This is a genomic window from Bacteroides sp. AM16-13, assembly GCF_003602705.1.
Classification (GTDB): domain Bacteria; phylum Bacteroidota; class Bacteroidia; order Bacteroidales; family Bacteroidaceae; genus Bacteroides; species Bacteroides xylanisolvens.
Genome location: NZ_QTLK01000041.1, coordinates 1 through 23,376, shown reverse-complemented (window position 1 = coordinate 23,376; position 23,376 = coordinate 1). Strand labels below are relative to the sequence as shown.

The following is a 23,376-nucleotide window of genomic DNA, read 5'->3' as shown; positions in this document are numbered from 1 at the left end:
CAAAATTAATTCATTTCTCATGCAACTTAGTTGCATTCAGTGCTGCTTTACTTTCATGTTCTATTGAAAGCAAAGGATTAAATAAGAAAGAAATAGTGGCTAAATAATGTAAGTGGAATATAACGCCAGCATCTGCCTCGAGCAGAGAGGTGGCGGAGAGGTCAGACTATCAAATTCTACCGGTTTATCCGCATAGGTCGGAGTCAACAGATAGCAGAAATGCTCACATAAAAGATCGACTGCCAAAACTGATACGGTCAGTTCGGTAGAGTGTTTCATCAGGTCGAGCTTATAAATCGTAGCCGTACAACCTTTTTCTTTGCAGTTTTTCTTTGAATCGCAAGTATGAGACTTTTTACACTTCGGACAGCCTGTATCACAGCAGCTCTGCACTGTCTCACAACGGACACAGCAATAACGCACAATAGAGACTCCGCCTCCTGAATAGATAATCAGGAGAGAAAGGATTAGTGCTGTTATGTAGGCTAGTCTTTTCATTTCAGAGGACAAAGATAAGAATAAAAACAAATTTTCCTATCTATTTTCGTAATTAAGATTCAATCCTCATTCAAAACTATAGATATACATGCATTTCTTACCGGTTATTCTCCCGATAACCTCGTATTCCATCACCAGTATATTGAATACCAATTCATTGCAGACATATTTCCCGTTTATTATTTGGCTATTTTAGGGTCATATCAGCACTATTAACTCTTTTTACTCAACAATAAAACCTATCTTTGCCACGAATAAATTCACTGTTTTTTTTAAGTAAACGCTATGCTTACATATCTACTCCTCATTATCACTCTTTATCTGGCAGGGAATACCTATATATTTATCAGAGCGACACAGGCTCTGAAAGTAAAACCGCTTGGAGTAAAAATACTCTTAACCGTTTTATTTTGGACATGTGCCCTATCTTTCTTCGGCACGATGCTAGCCCGTAACCTGGAAATGCCTGTCCTTATCTCCCATTCGATGTACATCATTGGAACAAGTTGGCTGATATTTACCCTATACATGGCATTGTTCCTGCTATTGTTTGATATATTGAGATTATTCAAGGTTGTCTGCAAATATCGTTTTTATCTATCTTTTGCGTTCACATTGGGATTGCTGGGATATGGGGTGTACAACTATTATCATCCAGAAACTAATGTTGTCAGTATTTTAACTAATAAACAAAATGAAGATACTTCTCACGCAGTTAAAATCGTCGCGATAAGCGATGTTCATCTGGGAAAAGGCACAGGAAAAGCCTCACTGAAGAAGTATGTGGAAATGATAAATGCACAGCATCCCGACTTGATACTGATTAGTGGCGACTTGATTGATAACAGTGTTGTACCTCTTTATACAGAGAATATGGCGGAAGAACTGGCCGAGTTGAAAGCTCCTATGGGCATCTACATGGTTCTTGGTAATCACGAATACATTAGTGGAATCGATGAAAGTATCCGGTATATAAAGAATACTCAAATACAACTTTTGCGTGATTCAGTAGTGACACTCCCCAACGGCATACAACTGGTAGGACGCGATGACCATCACAACCGCAAACGTCGTTCTCTGCAAGAGTTGATGACAAACGTCGACAAAAGCAAACCTATCATTTTGCTCGATCATCAACCCTTCAACCTGAAAGAAACAGAAGCTGCCGGCATCGACCTGCAATTCAGCGGGCACACACATCACGGACAGGTATGGCCTATCAACTGGGTGACTGATTATATATTCGAGCAAAGCCACGGTTACCGCCAATGGGGAAACAGCCACGTGTACGTGTCTTCCGGATTGTCTCTTTGGGGACCGCCTTTCAGAATAGGAACGCATAGCGAAATGGTTGTTTTCAACTTCCAATGAATAATATGCAGTTTTGTCACATATGTTACAGTTTCTAAATGGACGTAGATACCCTTATCGAATTTCTGAAAATGAAAGGGAAATTTATGCCTGCTGAAGATGGATTCACCGTGGATATCACTAAAGTTTGCAAGCATTGACGTGTGGATGGTATCCGGCAATCCTGTTTTAGAGGATAAATAGCTGCAAATTTTTCTGTTTTTATTAGCCCGATTCACGAATTTCATCTATATTTGTCAATAGTGAATGATAAAACAAATGTTGAATTTATAGAAAAAACGGGTATGAAAAGACAATATGTCAGTCTGCTTGCAATTATACTTTCGGTAAGCGGCTTTTTGTTTTCTTGTCATGACAAGATGAACAAAAACACAGGTGCGTTACAGTTTGATAGCATTCAAGTGAATGAGACAGCACACCTCTTCAGTGATACAGCCAAACCGGCCTGCAATATTATTATTAATTTTGCCTATCCGGTAAAATCATCGGATGATATGCTGAAAGATAGTTTGAATTCTTATTTCATTTCGGCCTGCTTCGGTGATAAATACATCGGCGAAAAGCCGGAAGAAGTTGTAAAGCAATATACCGAGAACTATATCAGCGAATACCGCCGCGACCTCGAACCGATGTATGCCGAGGACGAGAAAGACAAGGAAGACGAATCTTCCATCGGAGCTTGGTATTCTTATTATAAAGGTATAGAGAGCCACGTACAACTGTATGATAAAGACCTGCTTGTATATCGTATCGACTACAACGAATATACCGGAGGTGCACATGGCATTTACATGGCTACTTTCCTGAACATGGACCTCACCCTGATGCGCCCGCTCCGTCTTGATGATATTTTTGTCGGAGACTACAAAGACGCATTGACCGACCTGATCTGGAACCAGCTCATGGTGGACAATAAAGTGAACACTCACGAAGCATTGGAAGATATGGGATATGCTTCCACCGGAGACATCGCTCCGACAGAAAATTTCTATCTAAGCAAAGAAGGAATCACCTTCTATTATAATGTATACGATATCACTCCTTATTCTATGGGACCTGTAAAGGTAACAATCCCATTTTCTATGATGGAGCATTTACTAGGCAGTAACCCAATTCTGGGAGAACTGAAAAATTAAATTTCATAAAAAGCTGAACACCAATGAATATCCTATTGTTATCACTCCCGTGTGACAGAATAGGATATTCATCCACATCTATCATTCAAAACTTATAACTCAAAACTCAAACAGTGGAAATCATACTGAAATATTTTCCTGATCTGACGGAAGAGCAGCGCAAACAGTTTGCAGCTCTATACGACCTCTACATTGACTGGAATTCTAAAATCAACGTAATCTCCCGCAAGGACATCGAGAATTTATATGAGCATCACGTGCTCCATTCGTTAGGCATTGCCAAAACAATCCAATTTCGCCCCGGAACCAGCATTATGGACCTGGGTACAGGAGGAGGTTTCCCCGGTATTCCTTTAGCCATCTTATTTCCCGAAGTAACATTTCACCTCGTGGACAGTATCGGCAAAAAAGTACGGGTAGCAACCGAAGTGGCAAACGCTATCGGACTGAAAAATGTAACATTCCGTCATGCCCGCGCAGAAGAGGAGAAACGAACGTTCGACTTTGTTGTCAGCCGTGCCGTAATGCCTTTGGCGGATTTGATTAAGATTATCAAAAAGAATATCTCTTCAAAACAACAGAATGCATTACCCAACGGACTGATCTGCCTCAAAGGTGGCGAGCTGGAACATGAAACGATGCCGTTCAAGCATAAAACGGTCATTTATAACTTGAGCGATAATTTCGAAGAAGAGTTCTTTCAAACTAAGAAAGTAGTATATGTTCCGATTTAAACAAGACTATATGTTCTGATAGATGATAAATCATAAAGAAACCATGAAAATAAAGAGATTTGAATTTAATATGTTTCCCGTAAACTGTTACGTATTATGGGACGACACTAAAGAAGCAGTCGTAATCGATCCCGGCTGTTTTTATGAAGAGGAAAAGCAGGCTCTGAAAAAGTTCATTCTTACCAATGAGCTGAATGTAAAGCATTTGCTGAATACTCATTTGCACCTGGATCATATCTTCGGAAATCCGTTCATGCTGAAAGAATTCGGATTAGCGGCAGAAGCAAACAAAGCGGACGAGTACTGGATTGACGAAGCACCGAAACAAAGCAGAATGTTTGGTTTTCAGTTGCAGGAAGAACCTGTACCACTGGGCAAATACCTGCATGACGGAGATATTATCACTTTCGGACATACCAAACTGGAAGCGATACATGTGCCCGGACATTCACCCGGTAGCTTGGTGTACTATTGCAAGGAAGATAACTGCATGTTCTCCGGCGATGTCCTGTTTCAGGGTAGCATCGGTCGTGCCGATCTCACAGGAGGCAACTTCGATGAACTGATAGAGCACATTTGCAGCCGTCTGTTTGTTCTCCCCAACGAAACTGTCGTTTACCCCGGACACGGTGCTCCTACGACGATCGGAATGGAGAAAGCTGAAAACCCATTTTTTAGATAAGAGAAGATTTAATGAGTTATGAATTCTGATTTATGATTTATGATTTGCCGTGCGGATGAAGTAGGTGTTGCGGCTGATTGAGGTTTATAAATCGGGAAAACATAAGAAAGCATAAATCAGAACTCATAATTCATAAATCATAAATCATAAATCATTAAGACATGAAAACCGATTTGTTAGCTAGCCGTCACATCGGCATCAATGAACAAGACACAGCCCTGATGCTCCGCAAAATTGGGGTGAACTCACTGGACGAACTGATTGATAAAACAATTCCCGCCAATATACGGCTGAAAGAGCCGCTGGCATTGACTAGTCCACTGACGGAATACGAATTTGGAAAACATATCGCCGAACTGGCAAATAAAAATAAACTATATACTACGTATATCGGTTTGGGATGGTACAACACGATTACCCCGGCTGTTATCCAGCGGAATGTATTCGAAAACCCGGTATGGTACACTTCTTACACTCCTTATCAGACAGAAGTGTCGCAAGGACGCCTGGAAGCGTTGATGAATTTTCAGACAGCCGTGTGCGACCTTACTGCCATGCCACTTGCCAACTGTTCACTTCTGGACGAAGCAACTGCCGCTGCCGAAGCCGTAAGCATGATGTATGCCATCCGCTCCCGTGCGCAACAGAAAGCCAATGCGAACGTAGTCTTTGTAGACGAGAATATTTTCCCACAAACATTGGCTGTTATGACTACACGCGCCGTGCCGCAAGGCATCGAACTGCGTGTAGGTAAATATAAGGATTTTGAACCTTCACCGGAAGTGTTTGCCTGCGTTCTACAATATCCAAACTCGAATGGAAACGCAGAGGATTATTCCGAATTTACAGAAAAAGCTCATGCCGCAGATTGCAAGGTAGCTGTCGCCGCCGATATTTTGAGTCTTGCCCTGCTGACTCCTCCGGGAGAATGGGGAGCAGATATTGTATTCGGAACTACACAACGTTTGGGTACTCCAATGTTCTATGGTGGTCCGTCGGCTGCTTTCTTTGCTACCAGAGACGAATACAAACGGAATATGCCGGGACGAATCATCGGATGGTCTAAAGATAAATATGGCAAACTTTGCTACCGGATGGCTTTGCAGACACGTGAACAGCATATCAAACGGGAAAAAGCAACTTCAAATATCTGTACCGCACAGGCATTATTAGCTACTATGGCAGGCTTTTACGCTGTTTATCACGGTCAGGAGGGTATCACTACAATTGCGTCGCGCATCCACAGTATCACTGTATTTCTTGAAAAGCAACTGAAGAAATGTGGATACACACAAGTCAACGTTCAATATTTTGACACCTTACGTTTTGAGTTGCCCGAACACGTTTCGGCACAACAAATCCGTACCATAGCGCTTAGTAAAGAAGTAAATCTGCGTTATTATGAAAATGGTGATGTCGGTTTCAGTATTGATGAAACAACAGATGTGGCAGCTGCCAATGTATTGCTCTCTATCTTTGCCATCGCTGCCGGAAAAGACTATCAGAAGGTAGACGATATCCCAGAAAAAAGCAATATCGACAAGGCTTTGAAACGGACAACTCCTTTCCTGACGCACGAAGTATTCAGCAAATATCACACGGAAACAGAGATGATGCGTTATATCAAACGTTTGGATCGCAAAGATATTTCGCTTGCACAATCGATGATTTCTCTCGGTTCATGCACCATGAAGCTGAATGCAGCTGCGGAAATGTTGCCTTTAAGTCGTCCCGAATTTATGGGTATGCACCCGCTGGTTCCGGAAGATCAGGCAGAAGGATATCGGGAATTAATTAAGAATTTAAGTGAAGATCTGAAAGTTATCACCGGATTTTCAGGGGTGAGTCTGCAACCCAATTCGGGTGCTGCGGGAGAATATGCAGGGCTTCGTGTAATCCGTGCTTATCTCGAAAGTATCGGTCAGGGACATCGGAACAAAGTCCTGATTCCAGCTTCGGCTCACGGAACAAATCCTGCGTCAGCTATACAGGCTGGATTTGTGACCGTCACCTGTGCCTGTGACGAACAAGGAAATGTAGAAATGGATGACCTACGTGCCAAGGCTGAAGAAAATAGAGATGAATTGGCAGCGCTGATGATTACTTATCCTTCTACACATGGTATCTTCGAAACAGAAATAAAGGAAATTTGCGACATCATTCATGCCTGTGGCGCACAAGTATATATGGATGGAGCCAATATGAATGCCCAAGTGGGATTGACCAATCCGGGATTCATCGGTGCGGATGTCTGCCACTTGAATCTTCATAAAACATTCGCTTCCCCTCATGGTGGCGGAGGTCCGGGAGTAGGTCCTATCTGTGTGGCCGAACATCTGGTTCCTTTCCTTCCCGGACATGGAATCTTCGGCAATTCGCAGAATCAAGTATCAGCTGCCCCATTCGGTAGTGCAGGTATTTTGCCTATCACGTATGGATATATCCGCATGATGGGTGCAGAGGGATTGACGCAGGCAACTAAGATCGCCATCCTGAATGCTAATTATCTGGCTGCTTGTCTGAAAGATACGTATGGAGTTGTCTATCGGGGAGCCAATGGTTTCGTAGGACACGAAATGATTCTGGAGTGTCGGAAAGTACATGAAGAAGCAGGCATCTCGGAAAATGATATTGCCAAACGTTTGATGGACTATGGTTATCATGCTCCTACCCTCTCCTTCCCTGTTCACGGTACGTTTATGATTGAACCGACAGAAAGCGAGAGTTTGGCAGAACTGGACAATTTCGTAGATGTCATGCTGAATATCTGGAAGGAGATTCAGGAAGTGAAAAATGGCGAAGCTGATAAGGATGATAATGTGTTGATTAATGCTCCGCATCCGGAATACGAGATTGTTAGTGATCGCTGGGAACATTCGTACACACGCGAGAAAGCGGCTTATCCGATAGAAAGTGTACGTGATAACAAATTCTGGATCAATGTAGCTCGTGTAGATAACACATTGGGCGACCGTAAGTTACTACCAACTCGTTATGGCACTTTTGAATAAAGGTGATTTATTGTAGAAATCAATTCATTAGAAAAGATTTTTAGAAGCATCTCAATAAGAAATAATCCCGGGGCTCAATGAATGTAAGCCCCGGGATTATTTTTATCAGCCCAGGACTGAATAAACAAAAGCCCTGGGGATGCATCAATTATCCCCAAGGCTCATATTTCGTGATATGGAATGTTAATCCAACTACAATTCTGAATATTTTTTTCTACTTGACAATCGTTACCGTATCAGCCTTCACCTTTTTCTCTTTCATTGGAATCTTCGAATCAGCATACCCCAAAGCTACGCAACCATAGACCTTATGATTGGCAGGAACACCTAAAGAGGTAATATATTCACGCACTTCAGGATCATCACACGTTGTGCCCAACTGGTTGATCCAGCAAGAGCCGATTCCTAAAGAATGGGCAGCCAGAAACATATTTTCTATTGCACAGGCGCAATCCATTCCAGCCCACCATTGTGTAGGTTCATTGGATACAATCACCAAAGTCGGAGCATGATAATAACAACAATAGGTCTTGCTATGCCCACGCTCTTGCAAACGGGAATCGTCACTTTTTGCAAAAGCTCCTTTAATGCGCTCATTCAGCTCTGTCAATTTATCTACATTTTGAATAGCAGTAAAGTGCCATGTTTCCAAATGCATTCCACTGGGTGCATAAGTTGCAGCTTCCAGAATAGCCTGCAAATCTTCTTCTGAAACTTGCTGACTAGTATAAGCCCGTACACTACGACGTGCTTTAATGTTCTCTAAAACTTCATTCGTTTTCATGAATAACAAGTTTTTTATATATATCGAATCAAAATTTCACCACAGAATTCTAATTTATCATTTACCTTTTAACTAGCCCAATCTTTGCATTCAGTTTGAAATAATAGACTCCATTCTCTCTTTCCAAAAATCCGTATTTATCCTTCTCCAAAGATCCTTTTTCCAAACGGGTATTTTGAAACAAAAAGTCTTCCATTACTTGCTTTTCTGATTTATGATAACAGAGCACCTCTCCACTTCCGCCCACTAACAGAATACCTTCCACAGCCGAATCCAATCCATTATAAATCTTTGCGGGACGCATACCTAAAGCTAATGCCATCAAGAACTGCTTCATCTTAAACTCATAAAACTTATGCTTGTTTATCAGTTCATCTTTAATCTTTAACGGATTCATTTGTTTGATAACTTCCGTCAGCTCACTAATGCGAGAGATACCATCCAAATGCATAATACGAACCATTTCTGTCAAGACACGTGGAAAATGCAGGTCAATCATCAGAAGATTGCTACGGAATACCCGGTCGGCTACATCAGAATATTTAAGTACACCGCCCAATCGTTCGATCATCATCATTCGCTCGGCAACCTCATTGGGAGATTCAGGCAAAGCATTGATTTTATTCACTGTGGGAGTGGCAAATTTGACTCCACTCTGTTCCAGTTTTAGATTTGCAGCACGTCCTCCGTCCAGTAACGGATTCATTACACCCAAACGTGAACGAACATTAAAACCTCTCAACGGAGCTTCCGGATGCCAAAATGCAATGGAGAAATCAGTACGATCTTCTGTTTTTGCTTCCAAATCGAAAATGGCAGCTTCATCTAAAAACTCTTCTACTCCTTCCGGAGAGGTTACGTCATCTTCCGAAGAAGATTTCACAGCCCGCAATATCAAATCAGCTACAATACCAAAGTCTTCGCGAGGCATGAATTTAGTTCCGCTCTCTGCTTCTATACGAATCGCATCTTCCTCAATATAATATTGACGTGTTCCATCATGTTCTTCCCGTTGAATCATTGCAATAGGCCAAGATGTTTCTCCCGCCTTTGCGTCTGCTGTGCCTAGCACTACTTTTCCGTCTGCCAGGAGACGAAAGAAAGAATAGAGTTCGCACCATTCTTTTTTGGTTGCTTCGAATGCCATATATCTTTGTTCTTCTTTATTTTACTAATGTTCTTTTTATCCTAATTTGACTAAGAAATTTCTATCTTCACAATGAATTGCTTACTGATTAATAACCTGCGGTAAGGTTACAGGCAACGCAACAGGAGGTACTATATGAGTTACTTCCTCCAAAGGAGGAAGCTTGCCTACTTGTGCAAACAGGGAGTTTCGAATCCATTCTTTAGGAGTGACTATGATAAATCGTCCCGTCCAGCAACCATCAAAATAGGAAGGATTGCCCGGCTGTTTCTTTATTGGATAGCAGATATTTTCTCCTTTACTCCGCATCTCCGGCGAACGTCCGGGGTCATTTACCCACACATGTTTATCGTCAATGCCACGAAGCACCATCCAGTGCCCTCTCGGACCGGGACGCAAACCACGAACTGCTCCTGTATATCTCACATTCACAAGCACAGGTATACCACGATCAATATAATCTTTCAATACTCGGTAATCTTTCTGCTGAAAATGTTCGGCACTTATCATGTTTTCATAATAACGTGTCAAAGAATCAATTTCAAAAGAATAGTATCCTCCCTGCCCTATCGATGTACGACGACGGAAGGGAGCACGTTTTTTCAGAAAGTAGTTACGTTGATATTCTATCAGTTTCTTTTCTGCATCCTGGGCTGTACGTTGTGTATCGGTCGTCATGCCTTTAAAGTAGTCAAAGACCATTAACGAAGAAGCCAGAGAACAATGCGAGTAAGGACATCCCGTGATTTTCTGCGAATACCACGGAACAGGGATATTATTAGGAGCGAGCTTTTGAGTCTCCTGTGCTTGTACTTGCGTCTGAACGCTTATCAAAGCAAAGAAGCTTAAAAACAAATTGAAAATTATATGATATTTATTTCTCATGCAATATTTTAAATATCTTACTTACAATACATTCTCATCATCAAGAATCCGCGCTGTCTCCACCTTTTCCAAACGAGCACGCAATTTAGGCATCATCGAACGACGAATACGTAACGTCATACTACAATCCATGTCATACGACTGATTGAGAATTTCCGGTTCCTCCTCTTTCACAATGCGCATCACGTCATTCATGAAAGGATATTCAAACATTACCGTCACGTCTTCATCTACCGTTTTTTCTATAATTGTAGCAGCAGCAATAGCTTCAGCAGCGGCAGCCTTGTAAGCCACGATCAATCCGCTTGTCCCTAACTTGATTCCTCCAAAATAACGGACTACTATAATCAGGATATCCGTCAGTTCATTTGAATTTATCTGTCCGAGAATGGGTTTTCCCGCTGTTCCGGAAGGTTCTCCATTGTCATTGGCACGGAAATCCTTTCGTGCAGCTCCCAACATATAGGCATAACATACGTGTCGTGCGTCATAATACTTTTTCTGATACGTTTCAAGATGTATTTTTACCTCATCGAGAGTACGCACAGGAAGGGCTATAGCAATGAACTTGCTTCGTTTTTCCGTATAAATACCTTCGGAAGGTTCAATGATGGTTTTATAAGTATCTTCAGCAGTCATGCTGCAAAGATACGGCTTTAATAAGAAAAGTCAATCTATCGTTTGGAAATATTAATGTTCCACTTATCGATGAGATGTAGCTGGGAATATAAAAATCTTTGTTGGCAGATTTTCATCTACAAGATAGTGACGCTATCCAATAAAAATAGTGACGGTATACCACAAGGATACCGTCACTATCCCGTGCATATACCGTCACTATTTTTTTATCTTAATCGGGTGTTACATTTATTGATATAGCTTACATCAGCAACGTCTTTTTTGCATCATCCGATAGAATTTCCTAATCCAATTTATGAATTACCAACCCCGAACGAAGTTTAGGTTCAAACCAAGTTGTCTTCGGTGGCATGATATTACCTGTATCTGCAATATCCATCAATTGTTTCATAGATACGGGATAAAGAGCCAGAGCCACTTTCATTTCACCGCTATCCACACGCTTCTTGAGTTCTCCCAATCCACGGATGCCGCCCACAAAATCAATACGCTTGTCCGAACGCAAATCCTTTATACCCAAAACTTCATCCAAAATCAGGTTGGAAGAAATGGTAACATCAAGCACGCCAATAGGGTCGTTATCATTGTATGTACCTGTCTTGGCTGTCAGACTGTACCATTTACCACCCAGATAGAGTGAGAAGTTATGTAAGCTGGATGGTTTATAGATATCCGCACCCTTCTCTTCTACTATAAAGTTTTTATCAAGTGCAGCCAGGAATTGCTCGGGAGTCAAACCATTGAGATCTTTCACTACACGATTATAATCGATGATGGTTAGCTGGTTTGCAGGGAAGCAAACAGCCATGAAGTAATTATATTCTTCATCACCCCGATGATTCGGATTTTGCTTTGCTTTCTCTGCTCCCACCAGTGCAGCAGCGGCAGAACGGTGATGTCCGTCGGCAATATAAAGAGCCGGCATTTTAGCAAATTCAGCAGTAATGGTAGCAATATCCTCATCTTGATCGACAATCCAGAAAGTATGTCCAAAACCATCCCCCGGAGCGATGAAGTCATAAACAGGCTTGCTTGCCGTATACTTCTTGATAATAACATCCAACTTCTCATTATCCGGATAAGCAAAGAAAACAGGCTCAATGTTAGCGTTGTTCACACGGACATGCTTCATACGGTCTTCTTCCTTGTCACGACGGGTAAGCTCATGTTTTTTGATAATCCCATTCATATAATCGGGAACGTATGCACCAACTACCAATCCGTATTGCGTTTTCCCGTTCATCGTTTGGGCATAGATATAATAATTTTCCTTATTATCCTGCACCAACCAACCTTTGTCCTGGAACAGTTGGAAATTCTCGGCAGCTTTAGCATACACTTGTTCGTCGTGTTCGTCCGTACCGACAGGGAAATCTATTTCCGGTTTAATAATATGATAAAGAGACTTTTCGTTACCTTCCGCTTCTGCGCGGGCTTCTTCTGAATTCAATACATCATAAGGACGTGAAGCGACCTGTTCTACGAGGTCTTGCGGAGGACGAATGCCCTTGAAAGGTTTAATTATTGCCATGATATTAGTATTTTATATGTAAAAAATTAAAGCCACAGACTTATTGAAAATCTGTGGCTCAAATATACTACTTATTTCTAAAAGAATCTTATTTGTTTACTCTAAATTTCTCGCAACCATCTTTCAGGAAGCCTACAATTTGTTGAGCGGCAGCAATACCGGCATTGATATTTGCTTCAGCAGTTTGAGCACCCATCTTCTTTGGAGTTGAGAAATAACGTCCGGCAAATTTCTCTGCAAATTCTGCGTTAGCAACAGGCATAATATCTGTGATATATTTGAAGTCTGCACGCTCTTCCATCAATTTAATCAGTTCTGCTTCGTTGATAACTTCCTTACGGGCAGTGTTTACCAACATAGCACCTTTCGGCATATCTTTCAGCAGAGCATAATTGATAGAATTTTTCGTTTCGGCAGTTGCCGGTATATGAAGAGATACCACCTGACAAGTCTTATACAGTTCTTCTGCCGAATCAAGTGCTTTCACACCATCTTTTTCGATTGCTTCTTTCGGGCAGAATGCGTCGTAAGCATACACTTCCATTCCGAAACCTTTGGCAACACGGGCTACATTACGACCTACGTTTCCATAAGCATGAATACCCAGTTTCTTGCCCATCAATTCTGTACCGGAAGTTCCGTTATAGAAGTTACGGACAGCATATACCATCATACCCAAAGCAAGTTCGGCAACAGCATTAGAGTTTTGTCCCGGAGTATTCATCACACATACGTTGTGAGCAGTGGCAACAGCCAGGTCAACGTTGTCATATCCTGCACCGGCACGTACTACGATTTTCAATTCTTTGGCAGCATCAAGCACCTCTGCATCAATAATATCGCTACGGATAATGATAGCATTAGCATCTTTCACTGCATCCAGCAATTGAGCCTTATCTGTATATTTCTCAAGTAAAGCAAGCTCGAATCCAGCTGCTTCTATTTCTTTACGGATACCGTCTACTGCAACTTTAGCAAACGGTTTTTCTGTAGCTACAAGTACTTTCATAATTTAATTCTATTTATAAAGGCTCACCACAGATTACGCAGATTTTCACAGATTATAGAATTTAGGAATCTGTGCTAATTCGTGTAATCTGTGGTGAAAATAATATATTAATGAAGTTTTTCAAATTCCTGCATGCAGTCAATCAAAGCTTGTACGCTTTCTTTCGGTAAAGCATTGTAGCAAGATGCACGGAAACCACCCACAGAACGATGTCCTTTGATACCTACCATACCTCTTTCAGTGGCAAACTTCAAGAAGTCAGCTTCAAGGTCTTTGTATTCGGGAGCCATCACGAAACAGATGTTCATGCGTGAACGGTCTTCTTTGGCAGCAGTACCCACGAACATTTTGTTGCGGTCGATTTCAGCATACAACATATCCGCTTTTTCAATGGCACGACGTTCCATTTCTTTCACACCACCTTGTGCTTTGATCCAACGAAGGTTCAGCAATGCAGCATAGATGGGCACTACCGGAGGAGTATTGAACATAGAACCATTATCAATGTGTGTCTGATAATTCAGCATTGACGGAATGTAACGAGAAACCTTACCTACAGCATCATTCTTAACAATAACGAATGTAACACCTGCAGGAGCCAGATTCTTTTGTGCACCACCATAAATACAGATATATTTAGAAACGTCAATCGGACGTGAGAAAATATCAGAAGACATATCGGCAACCATCGGAACCGGAGAATCGAGGTCTTTCTTCAATTCTGTACCGTAAATCGTGTTGTTAGTAGTGATGTGGAAATAATCTGCGTCTGTCGGGATTGTGTAATCTTTTGGGATATAAGTATATGTAGCTTCAGCAGAGGAAGCAACTTCTACAACTTCACCAAACCCTTTAGCTTCTTTCATTGCTTTCTTAGCCCACACACCAGTGTTCAGGTAAGCAGCTTTTTTTTCCAGGAAGTTATAAGGAACCATGCAGAACTCCATACTAGCACCTCCACCCAGGAACAGTACCGAATAGCCTTCGGGGATATTGAGTAATTCCTTGAATAATGCCTCTGCTTCGTCAACCACAGGTTGGAAGTCTTTGGCACGGTGGCTGATTTCCATCAAAGAGAGACCAGAGCCGTTGAAATCTAAAATAGCCTTCGCTGTATCCTCTATCACCTCACGCGGAAGAATGGAAGGTCCTGCATTGAAATTATGCTTTTTCATTTGAAGTTTGTTTTTGGTTTAACAATTTCGTTACTTTTGTCTTTTGACCTTGCGAATTTACGAATTTATTCCCATCGCACAAATCTTTCCTTATAAAAATACTGTTTTAAAGCAGATTTTCCTTTCTTTTTATTGGTTTATACAGGATATATACACCATATTGTTATCTATAGATGTCAAGTATGGGATAAAAGTCGAGATTGAAATAGAACCGGAGATATTGATGATAAAACAAAAGATTAATGCAATAAAAATGAATATTTATAAACTGCAACAGTGAATTCAGCTTAGATTAACAGGGAAATAAAGTGGAAAGTAAAATATCTTTGGAAATAAAGTAATCATCCCTATGCTCAATGACTAGTGAACATAGGGACGATTGTAAATAATAAAAGAGGACTTTAAGAGTTCTATATTACAAAAAAGAGTTTTACTTCGCTTCCTCAATAATAGTCTTCATTCCTTTTATTTTCTCTCCTTGAATCAGATTCAGGAGTTGCTTCACCTTAGCCCGGCGAATAGCTACGAAAGCATAATGCTCTTTGACATCAATCGCTCCGACATCTTCACGAGTCAGATTTCCTTTTTTATATAAGAATCCGGCAATATCAATCCGACTAAGTTTCTCCTTCTTTCCTTTACCTATATATATAGTAGCCCAGACCGATTTCGGAGGCCGGGGAGGGTTTTCAGGCAACACTACCATCTCCATTTCTTCCGGGATATAAGAAGGAAGTTTCTCTTCGGCATGAAGAATCAGATAAGACGTTCCGGTCGCATCCCAACGTGCTGTTCGTCCGTTGCGGTGCGTAAAGGCTTCTTCATTGACCGGCAAATGATAATGGATGATATGTCCGACTTCCGGAATATCCAGTCCACGGGCAGCCAGATCGGTAGAAATCAATACATGACAACTGCCATTACGGAACTTGTAAAGCGCACGTTCACGGTCCGGCTGTTCCATACCACCATGAAAACGTTCTGCGAGTAGTTTTTTATCCGCCAATAACTGATGTACACGGTCCACCGCATCCCGATGATTACAAAACACGATGCTCGAAGCGCTCCCCAATGTACAAAGCAGGTTATATAAAGTATCAATCTTATCTTTGGAAGGCGAAAGCACCTTCATCAATTTCAAGCGCGACTCTTGTTCTTCAGAATCGTCCGAAAGGAAGTTCAACTTAACTGTGCGGTTCAATCCTGTAAATTCGGGAATCTCTGCCGCATCGGTAGCTGAAAGCAACATACGTTTTTTTAATCCCGGAAGCTGGGTGATAATCTCTGCCATTTCATCGTGGAAACCAAACTCCAACGATTTGTCGAACTCGTCGATAATTAAAGTTTCAATGGTTTCAGGGTTAAAATTGCCTTTCGACAAATGGTCGGTGATACGTCCCGGAGTACCAATGATGATAGCAGGATGATTGCCCAATATACTTTTCTTTTCTTCGGCGATAGGATGCCCACCGTAACAACAGCAGGTTTTCCAGGAAGTCCCCATTGCTTTGAATACAGAATCTATCTGTAAGGCCAGCTCACGCGAAGGAACGAGAATCAAAACCTGCACGCTGTCGTCGTTCAGTTTTAGAGTAAGGAGTAAAGGTAACAGATAGGCCAATGTCTTGCCCGATCCTGTCGGTGACAACAGTATAACGTCTTTTCTTCCGGTAGCTTGTTCAAGTGATGCTTCCTGCATCGGATTCAGCTCCTCAATCTTCAAATTGCGGAGAGCCGACTGTATAATTTCATTTTTCTCTAACATGGGGGCAAAGATACAAAAAGGAAAGAGTACGGAGATAAAAATACAATCAAACTTTAGCCATGCCGGTCAATATATAATAACCTTTCAGATTATTCTCTTTCATGTAAATGGTTACTTCTGCCCTACAAGCTGTCACCAAGGCATATCCCGTTAAACTTGAACTCATAGCTTTGACAAATGAATACTCTGTATCATTGTGAATAAAAGATATACGATGATATTCCATAACCTATTGTACTTTAATAATTCTATTGTGTAGCCAAATATACGAATATAATAGATAAGTACGGATAAAAAAGGAGAACTATCTTTAAAACAGACATAAAATAGATACAAACCATAACGGAAAGACATTATGAGATAATACCAAAAAGAAGCGGGAAATCGAAGAAGCATTACTGCTTTTTCAGATTTCCCGCTCTGTGTTTATGTAACCTTTCCAGTCATTGTTCCGACCGGTTTGTTCTCTTCTGCGAATTATCCTCCGAAGTTGTCGAACATCAGGTTCTGTGCCGGAACGCCAAGATCGTCGAGCATCTTCTCAACAGCTTTCGACATCGGACCAGGACCACACATATAGTATTCAATATCTTCAGGAGCTTCGTGATTCTTCAGGTAAGTTTCGTAAATTACGTTGTGAACGAATCCCGGAGTGTACTTCACGCCTGCAGCATCAGCAGCAGGGTCCGGACGGTCGAGAGCCAAATGGAAAGTGAAATTCGGGAAGTCCTTTTCGATTTGCAAGAAATCTTCCAGATAGAACACTTCGTTCAACGCACGGGCACCGTAGAAGTAAGACATCTTACGGTCAGTAGTATGCAATGTCTTGGTCAAGTGCATGATTTGCGCACGCAACGGAGCCATACCGGCACCACCACCAATCCACATCATTTCCTTCTTAGAATCGAAGATTGGGTGGAAGTCTCCGTAAGGACCGCTCATTATTACCTTGTCACCCGGTTTCAGGGTAAAGATATAAGAAGAAGCGATACCCGGCATTACGTCCATAAATCCAGGACCTTGTTCTTTCGGTTTGAACGGCGGAGTAGCGATACGTACTGTCAACATGATACGATCACCTTCGGCAGGATAATTGGCCATAGAGTAAGCACGGATTGTTTCCTCGTCGTTCTTACACTTCAGCCCCAGCAAACCGAATTTCTCCCATGCAGGCAAATATTCGTCACCAATCAAGCTCTTATCAATGTCCTTGTCATAGTCCATTGAGAATTTAGGAATCTTAATCTGTGCGTAAGAACCCGGGATAAAGTCCATGTGTTCGCCTTTAGGCAGAGCAACGATGAACTCTTTGATAAATGTAGCCACGTTCTTGTTGGAGATTACTTCGCACTCCCACTCTTTCACGCCAAGTACAGATTCGTCAATCTTGATTGACATATCGCCTTTCACTTTCACCTGACAGCCCAGACGCCAGTGGTCTTGCTGCTGTTTGCGACTGAAGTGAGGAACCTCAGAAGGTAGGATTTCGCCGCCTCCTTCGAGTACTTGGCATTTGCACTGTCCGCAAGATCCCTTACCACCACAAGCAGATGACAGGAATATCCCATTTACAGACAGCGTATTCAACAAAGTAGAACCGGAAGCCACTTCCAATTCCTTTTCGCCGTTGATTGTCAGTTTTACGTTTCCTGATGGTACCAGGAAATTCTTAGCAACCAACAAGATTACAACAAGCAACAGAATAACCACAAGGAATACCCCAATGCTCGCTAATATTAAATTCATATCCATTGTCTTATTCCTTTCTTTTTAGATGTTCAAACCAGAGAAACACATAAATGCGATTGCCATCAGACCTACTGTGATAAATGTGATACCCAAGCCCTTCAATGGAGCAGGTACGTCAGAGTAAGCCATTTTCTCGCGGATAGCAGCCAGACCTACGATAGCCAGCAACCAACCGATACCAGAGCCTAATGCATAAGAAAGGGCATCCCAAATATCACCAATGTATTTCGGATCACTCGGACCCAGATTGATACGTTGTTGCATAAACAGAGAGGCACCCATGATCGCACAGTTAACAGCAATCAACGGCAGGAAGATACCCAGCGAAGCGTACAGTGACGGAGTGAAGCGTTCTACCACCATCTCCACCAATTGCACGATACCGGCAATTACGGCAATGAAAAGAATAAAACTCAAGAAGCTAAGGTCGACACCTTCAATGATAGCATTGGCAGCCAGCACCTTAGTTTGCAACAGGTAGTTGACCGGAAGCGTCACCAGCAACACGAAAGTCACGGCGATACCCAGTCCTACGGCAGTCTTCACATTCTTCGAAACAGCCAGGTATGAACACATACCCAAGAAGAATGCGAATATCATGTTGTCCACAAAGATAGAGCGGACGAATAAACTTAATAAATGTTCCATAATTCTTTTTGATTTATGATTTATGATTTATAATTTATGATTCAGCAGACTTATCATGCGACTATGACTATAAAGCTAGACATAAATCATAATTCAGAAATCAGAAATAATTAATTACTTTGTTCTTGCAATTCTTTATGACGTGCACGTTGATACCAGATAATGCATGCTACGATAATCAATGCCATCGGCGGCATCAACATCAAGCCGTTGTTTACGTATCCGATATTTTGAATCGGTTCATAATTCAGGATATTGAAACCAAGCAATGTTCCCGAGCCAAACAGTTCGCGGAAGAAAGCAACGATAATCAGAATCTTGGCATAGCCTAAACCATTACCTACACCATCCAAGAAAGACTCCCAAGGACCGTTCTGCATGGCAAATGCTTCCAGACGTCCCATCAAGATACAGTTGGTGATAATCAAACCTACATAAACAGAGAGCTGTACGCTTACGTCGTAAGCAAACGCTTTCAGGATTTCACTTACGATAGTTACCAAAGCAGCTACCACAACCAACTGGACGATGATGCGGATGCGGTTAGGAATCGTCTTACGCAACAGTGAAATAACAACGTTGGCAAATGCAGTAATCACCGTTACTGAAAGTCCCATCACGATGGCAGGCTCCAGCTTTGCAGTAACAGCAAGTGCAGAACAGATACCGAGCACCTGTACGGTTACCGGATTATCAATTCCCAGCGGAGCAGAGAATACTTCTTTATTTTTCTTTGAAAACAGTTGTCCCATATTCTATCTTTCTCCTCCTTATTATTTAGTTAAAAAACTCAAGTAACTATTCAGGCAAGACTTCAACATGGCATCTACACCTACTGAAGTGATTGTACCACCGGAGATACCATCCACTTGGTAATCAGGTTTCTCTACCTTGCCATTTTTTACGACTCCCAAAGTGATAGCTCCATTTTCCAAAGTCTTCTTACCTACAAATTCATTTTGGAAATGGTCGGTTGCAATTTCAGCACCCAGCCCCGGAGTTTCACTAGCGTGTGAGAAGTAAGTACCGTAAACGGTATCTTTATCTTCGTTCAGTGCAACATATCCCCAGATAGCGCCCCAAAGACCGGCACCGTAAACAGGAACTACATATTTAGTCTGACCGTCCACTTCGCATACAAACACGTGCAGACGTTGTTGTTCTTTTGCTTCTTTCTCGTAGTTGGTAGCAAATTCGCCCGTATTTTCGGTCAGCGTACCGTCTACGTTCATCAGCATATCCCCTTTCACATATTTCTGATATTCAGCATCCGCATCTTCCACATTCTTAATGTTCAATGCAGCGAGGATTTGTTTCTTAGTGTCCAACTGCACATTCTTGTCTTGTGTAGATTTCAGTGAAGAACTAACGAATGCCAGCAGGAATGCTACGATAATAACCATTACCGAAGCATAAATGATAGTATAACTATTACTATTCGTATTCATTTTCTTTCGGTATTTATTGGTTAGACTTGATAGTGCGTTTCTCGCGACGGCTGATATTGCTTTGTACTACACAGTAGTCAATCAGCGGAGCGAAGATGTTCATCAGCAGGATGGCAAGCATCATACCTTCCGGATAACCCGGATTCAGTACGCGGATAACGATAGCCATCACACCGATCAGGAATCCGAAGATATATTTACCTCTTTCTGTACGTGCGGAAGTCACAGGGTCAGTAGCCATAAATACGGCACCGAAGCAGAAACCACCAAGAACGAGATGTTCGTACCAAGGCATTTGAGCCATTGTGTTGTTTTCCATGCCGATTGAGTTGAATACCCATGCCATGAATGCGCCACCGACGAATACGGAAATCATTGTCTTCCAGCTTGCAACACCTGTCCAAAGCAGGATAACGGCACCAATCAGGATAGCGATTACGCTGGTTTCACCAATAGAACCCGGAATCAGACCTGTAATCATATCCATGTTGAACGCAGGAACACTACCTGTTGTAGCAGCTTGTCCCAGCGGAGTGGCAACGGTGAGTCCGTCTACGCTTTGTCCTAAACCGAAGATGCTGTCTCCTGACACCCAAACAGCATCACCGGACATCTTGGTCGGGTATGCGAAGAACAGGAATGCACGAGTAATCAACGCAACGTTGAATACGTTCATACCTGTACCACCGAATACTTCTTTTGCGAAGATAACAGAGAATGCAGTAGCTACGGCAAGAATCCACAGCGGACAGTCTACCGGAACGATCATCGGGATCAGGATACCGGAAACAAGGAATCCTTCCTGGATTTCTTCTTTCTTCCATTGAGCTACGACGAACTCAATGCCAAGACCTACTACGTATGATACGATTATTTTAGGCAGTACTGCCAGGAATCCATAGATAAACATTTCGATGAAGCTGCCAGTAGCACCTGTGTGAGTGAAATGCTGGTAACCTACGTTGTACATACCGAACAGCAAAGCCGGTATTAACGAAATAACCACAATCGACATGATGCGCTTGCTATCGATTGCGTCATGTATGTGCGTTCCCGTTTTCGCAGTCTTGCTGGGCACGAACAGGAATGTTTCGAAGCCGTCAAACACCGACTGGAATGCGTGGAATTTGCCGCCCTCCTCAAAGTTCGGCTTTATCTTATCGAGATAATTTCTTAACGCTTTCATTTATTTAATTGAAAATTGAAAGTTGAGAGTTGAAAATTGGCTGTGCTGGGTTTATGCTGTATCCACAGAGAGCCGTTTCGCAAGATTTCAACTATCGCTTATTTTAATTTTTATTATTTAATCTCTTATTCGATTACGCCATTTCTGAACGGAGCATATCGAGTCCGGCACGAACGATGCGTTGCAGTTCCATCTTTGAAGAGCAGACGAATTCGCAAAGGGCGAAGTCTTCGGGAGCTACTTCATAGATGCCGAGTGCTTCCATACGGTCGATGTCACCGGCGATAATTGCTTTAATCAGATATTCGGGTAGAATGTCCATTGGGAATACTCTATCGTATTCACCCGACATAATCATGTGACGTTCGCCACCTTTGATACGGGCATCCAACGTATATTCCTTCTTACCCATCAACCAGCTGAAATAAGAACGATTGGCACTGAACTGGTTGAAACGCGGCATGATCCATCCAAGCATTTCGTGAATGTCGTCACCTTCGGGGATAACAGTCAGTTGGCTATGGAATGCGCCCAAGAATCCGTTCGGGGATACTTGCTTTCCTGTCAGCACGTTACCGCTGATGTAGCGTAAATCTTTGTCTTTTGTTACATTGCCGGCAAACACGTTGGTGAGCAATGCGCCTACCTGTAGTTTGCAGTATGCAGGTTTCAACACTTCGGAACCTGTCACAGCTACTGTACGGGTGAAATCTACATGGCCTGTATTGAAGAGGCGACCGATGAAGATTACGGCTTGCGGATCAATAGTCCATACCGTTTCGCCCTTGGATACGGGGTCGAGGTGGTTGATCTGAACGCCTACATTACCTGCAGGGTTCGGTCCGTCGAATGCGGTGATTGTAACGTTCTTAGCCTGTGTCAATGCGGCAGCGTTCTGTTTCACACTGATGTTCAGGTAGGTTTTTGCCAGTTTGGCAAGAGCATCAAGCCCTGTCTGGAAGTTTGCTTCTTCGCCTTTGAGGGCGAACTCTAAATCCGGAGCCAATGGATTGGTATCAAATGCGGAGATGAAGATTCCTTTCGGGGTTACCGTCGGATCTGCAATGATGTCATAAGGACGCTGTTTGATAAACGCGAAAAGTCCGGCTTCCAACAGAGCGGATTTCACAGCTTCAGCATCCATCGAAGCAACATTCTTTTTCCCAAAATCTTCATAGTCCTGCTCTGCAGCAGCTTCTACTACGATGTTCAATACCTTACGACGAGCACCACGTTCTACACTCGTCACCACGCCGCTCACCGGCGAAACAAATTTCACTTCAGGATGATACTTGTCGATAAACAAGGGTCCACCAGCCATTACATATTCCTGCTCTTTCACAACTACCTTAGGCGTCACTCCAGGAAAGTCATCGGGTACAAGTGCGTAGAATCCCGGTTCTTTTACTGTTGCGTACGTTTCAGCAGCTTTTCCTTTCAGGTTTATGTCAAGGCCTTTACGTAACTTTATTACATTTGCCATGCTATATAAAATAATGGTTTCATAAATTTGCCGCAAAAGTAATAAATAAGATTGGGATTCGGTAGGAAAAAAGAAAGGAATTACGGATATATTTCCGTAATTCCTTTCGTGTTCGTACACGTAAATCATCTTTCTCGTAATCATCTTTCTTTTGTCTTGAAACAAAAGAAAGAAGCAAAGAAAAATTCAAGGCTGACTTTTTTCTCCTACTCGCTTCCTTCACTTCGCTAAAGGGCAGAAACTCGCTACGCTCAAACAGTCTGCCCTTCTTAACGCTACGTTACGGGCGCTCGCTTGACGGAGAAAAAAGTAGGCCGGGGAAAGCCGCCGGCTGGTCCGCTGTATAATGTTCGTGAGGGGTATTAGGAAAGGAACTCTCTGTATCTTTCTATTTTTCTATCTCTACTATCTCTATTATATCGTATTCTATATCTCTATTATATATGCGAATCAGTAGTTGAACTCTGATTCCTTGTTTTAGAAAATTAGATAAAT

At 42.2% G+C, this 23,376-nt stretch carries 21 protein-coding genes and 1 pseudogene; 6 read left to right on the top strand and 16 right to left on the bottom strand.

What is annotated here, in order from left to right; genetic code table 11:
* Positions 1-99 precede the first annotated feature (99 nt).
* Positions 100-498 (bottom strand): hypothetical protein, encoded by a 399-nt coding sequence (locus DW173_RS22550; RefSeq protein WP_120145280.1) that lies wholly within the window; start codon positions 496-498, stop codon positions 100-102.
* Positions 499-783: 285 nt separating this feature from the next.
* Between DW173_RS22550 and DW173_RS22545 the strand changes: the two genes are divergently transcribed.
* The 6 genes and pseudogenes from DW173_RS22545 to gcvP all read left to right on the top strand — a co-directional run bounded on the left by DW173_RS22545 (position 784) and on the right by gcvP (position 7,432).
* Complete coding sequence (locus DW173_RS22545; RefSeq protein ID WP_120145279.1) at positions 784-1,869, top strand: metallophosphoesterase; 1,086 nt, start codon at positions 784-786, stop codon at positions 1,867-1,869.
* A 38-nt stretch (positions 1,870-1,907) separates the two neighbouring features.
* Positions 1,908-2,009, top strand: a pseudogene (locus DW173_RS22540) (DUF2492 family protein); the annotation flags it as partial.
* Between the two features lie 144 nt (positions 2,010-2,153).
* The gene (locus DW173_RS22535; protein ID WP_120145278.1) at positions 2,154-3,005 is read left to right on the top strand and encodes a DUF3298 and DUF4163 domain-containing protein; all 852 of its coding nucleotides are present in this window, start codon (positions 2,154-2,156) and stop codon (positions 3,003-3,005) included.
* Between the two features lie 113 nt (positions 3,006-3,118).
* Positions 3,119-3,739, top strand: coding sequence for a 16S rRNA (guanine(527)-N(7))-methyltransferase RsmG (gene rsmG, locus DW173_RS22530; RefSeq protein WP_008022144.1), 621 nt, complete (start codon positions 3,119-3,121; stop codon positions 3,737-3,739).
* Between the two features lie 43 nt (positions 3,740-3,782).
* Positions 3,783-4,421, top strand: coding sequence for an MBL fold metallo-hydrolase (locus tag DW173_RS22525; protein ID WP_120145283.1), 639 nt, complete (start codon positions 3,783-3,785; stop codon positions 4,419-4,421).
* A gap of 161 nt (positions 4,422-4,582) precedes the next feature.
* Positions 4,583-7,432: an aminomethyl-transferring glycine dehydrogenase gene (gene gcvP / locus DW173_RS22520; RefSeq protein WP_120145277.1), complete on the top strand. Its 2,850-nt coding sequence runs from the start codon at positions 4,583-4,585 to the stop codon at positions 7,430-7,432.
* Positions 7,433-7,646: 214 nt separating this feature from the next.
* Here gcvP and DW173_RS22515 read toward each other — a convergent pair whose 3' ends face one another.
* The 15 genes from DW173_RS22515 to DW173_RS22435 all read right to left on the bottom strand — a co-directional run bounded on the left by DW173_RS22515 (position 7,647) and on the right by DW173_RS22435 (position 22,881).
* The gene (locus DW173_RS22515) at positions 7,647-8,216 is read right to left on the bottom strand and encodes a nitroreductase family protein (protein ID WP_008643824.1); all 570 of its coding nucleotides are present in this window, start codon (positions 8,214-8,216) and stop codon (positions 7,647-7,649) included.
* 61 nt (positions 8,217-8,277) lie between these two features.
* Positions 8,278-9,363, bottom strand: coding sequence for an HpaII family restriction endonuclease (locus tag DW173_RS22510; RefSeq protein WP_055236211.1), 1,086 nt, complete (start codon positions 9,361-9,363; stop codon positions 8,278-8,280).
* 81 nt (positions 9,364-9,444) lie between these two features.
* On the bottom strand, positions 9,445-10,248 hold the full coding sequence (locus DW173_RS22505; RefSeq protein ID WP_195651402.1) for a C39 family peptidase: 804 nt from the start codon (positions 10,246-10,248) through the stop codon (positions 9,445-9,447).
* Positions 10,249-10,269: 21 nt separating this feature from the next.
* A complete protein-coding gene (locus DW173_RS22500; protein ID WP_120145276.1) occupies positions 10,270-10,887 on the bottom strand; it encodes an IMPACT family protein in 618 nt (205 codons plus the stop codon).
* A gap of 283 nt (positions 10,888-11,170) precedes the next feature.
* Positions 11,171-12,418 carry a DUF1015 domain-containing protein gene (locus tag DW173_RS22495; protein WP_120145275.1) on the bottom strand — a complete coding sequence of 416 codons (1,248 nt, stop codon included), beginning with the start codon at positions 12,416-12,418 and terminating at the stop codon, positions 11,171-11,173.
* A gap of 88 nt (positions 12,419-12,506) precedes the next feature.
* Positions 12,507-13,427, bottom strand: coding sequence for an NAD(P)-dependent oxidoreductase (locus DW173_RS22490; RefSeq protein ID WP_120145274.1), 921 nt, complete (start codon positions 13,425-13,427; stop codon positions 12,507-12,509).
* 107 nt (positions 13,428-13,534) lie between these two features.
* Positions 13,535-14,602, bottom strand: a complete 1,068-nt coding sequence (serC, locus tag DW173_RS22485) for a 3-phosphoserine/phosphohydroxythreonine transaminase (protein WP_008022134.1) — start codon at positions 14,600-14,602, stop codon at positions 13,535-13,537.
* Between the two features lie 430 nt (positions 14,603-15,032).
* On the bottom strand, positions 15,033-16,367 hold the full coding sequence (locus DW173_RS22475; RefSeq protein WP_120145273.1) for a DEAD/DEAH box helicase: 1,335 nt from the start codon (positions 16,365-16,367) through the stop codon (positions 15,033-15,035).
* A 46-nt stretch (positions 16,368-16,413) separates the two neighbouring features.
* Positions 16,414-16,593 carry a hypothetical protein gene (locus tag DW173_RS22470; protein ID WP_004306317.1) on the bottom strand — a complete coding sequence of 60 codons (180 nt, stop codon included), beginning with the start codon at positions 16,591-16,593 and terminating at the stop codon, positions 16,414-16,416.
* Positions 16,594-16,844: 251 nt separating this feature from the next.
* Entirely contained in the window at positions 16,845-18,119 is a 1,275-nt protein-coding gene (nqrF, locus tag DW173_RS22460; protein ID WP_008022130.1) for an NADH:ubiquinone reductase (Na(+)-transporting) subunit F, read from the bottom strand.
* An 18-nt stretch (positions 18,120-18,137) separates the two neighbouring features.
* Complete coding sequence (gene nqrE, locus DW173_RS22455; protein WP_004315904.1) at positions 18,138-18,764, bottom strand: NADH:ubiquinone reductase (Na(+)-transporting) subunit E; 627 nt, start codon at positions 18,762-18,764, stop codon at positions 18,138-18,140.
* A 110-nt stretch (positions 18,765-18,874) separates the two neighbouring features.
* On the bottom strand, positions 18,875-19,516 hold the full coding sequence (locus DW173_RS22450) for an NADH:ubiquinone reductase (Na(+)-transporting) subunit D (RefSeq protein ID WP_004300389.1): 642 nt from the start codon (positions 19,514-19,516) through the stop codon (positions 18,875-18,877).
* A 21-nt stretch (positions 19,517-19,537) separates the two neighbouring features.
* Complete coding sequence (locus DW173_RS22445; RefSeq protein ID WP_004315905.1) at positions 19,538-20,212, bottom strand: Na(+)-translocating NADH-quinone reductase subunit C; 675 nt, start codon at positions 20,210-20,212, stop codon at positions 19,538-19,540.
* A 13-nt stretch (positions 20,213-20,225) separates the two neighbouring features.
* Complete coding sequence (locus tag DW173_RS22440) at positions 20,226-21,398, bottom strand: NADH:ubiquinone reductase (Na(+)-transporting) subunit B (protein ID WP_004311620.1); 1,173 nt, start codon at positions 21,396-21,398, stop codon at positions 20,226-20,228.
* A 133-nt stretch (positions 21,399-21,531) separates the two neighbouring features.
* Complete coding sequence (locus DW173_RS22435) at positions 21,532-22,881, bottom strand: Na(+)-translocating NADH-quinone reductase subunit A (protein WP_120145282.1); 1,350 nt, start codon at positions 22,879-22,881, stop codon at positions 21,532-21,534.
* Positions 22,882-23,376: the final 495 nt, after the last annotated feature.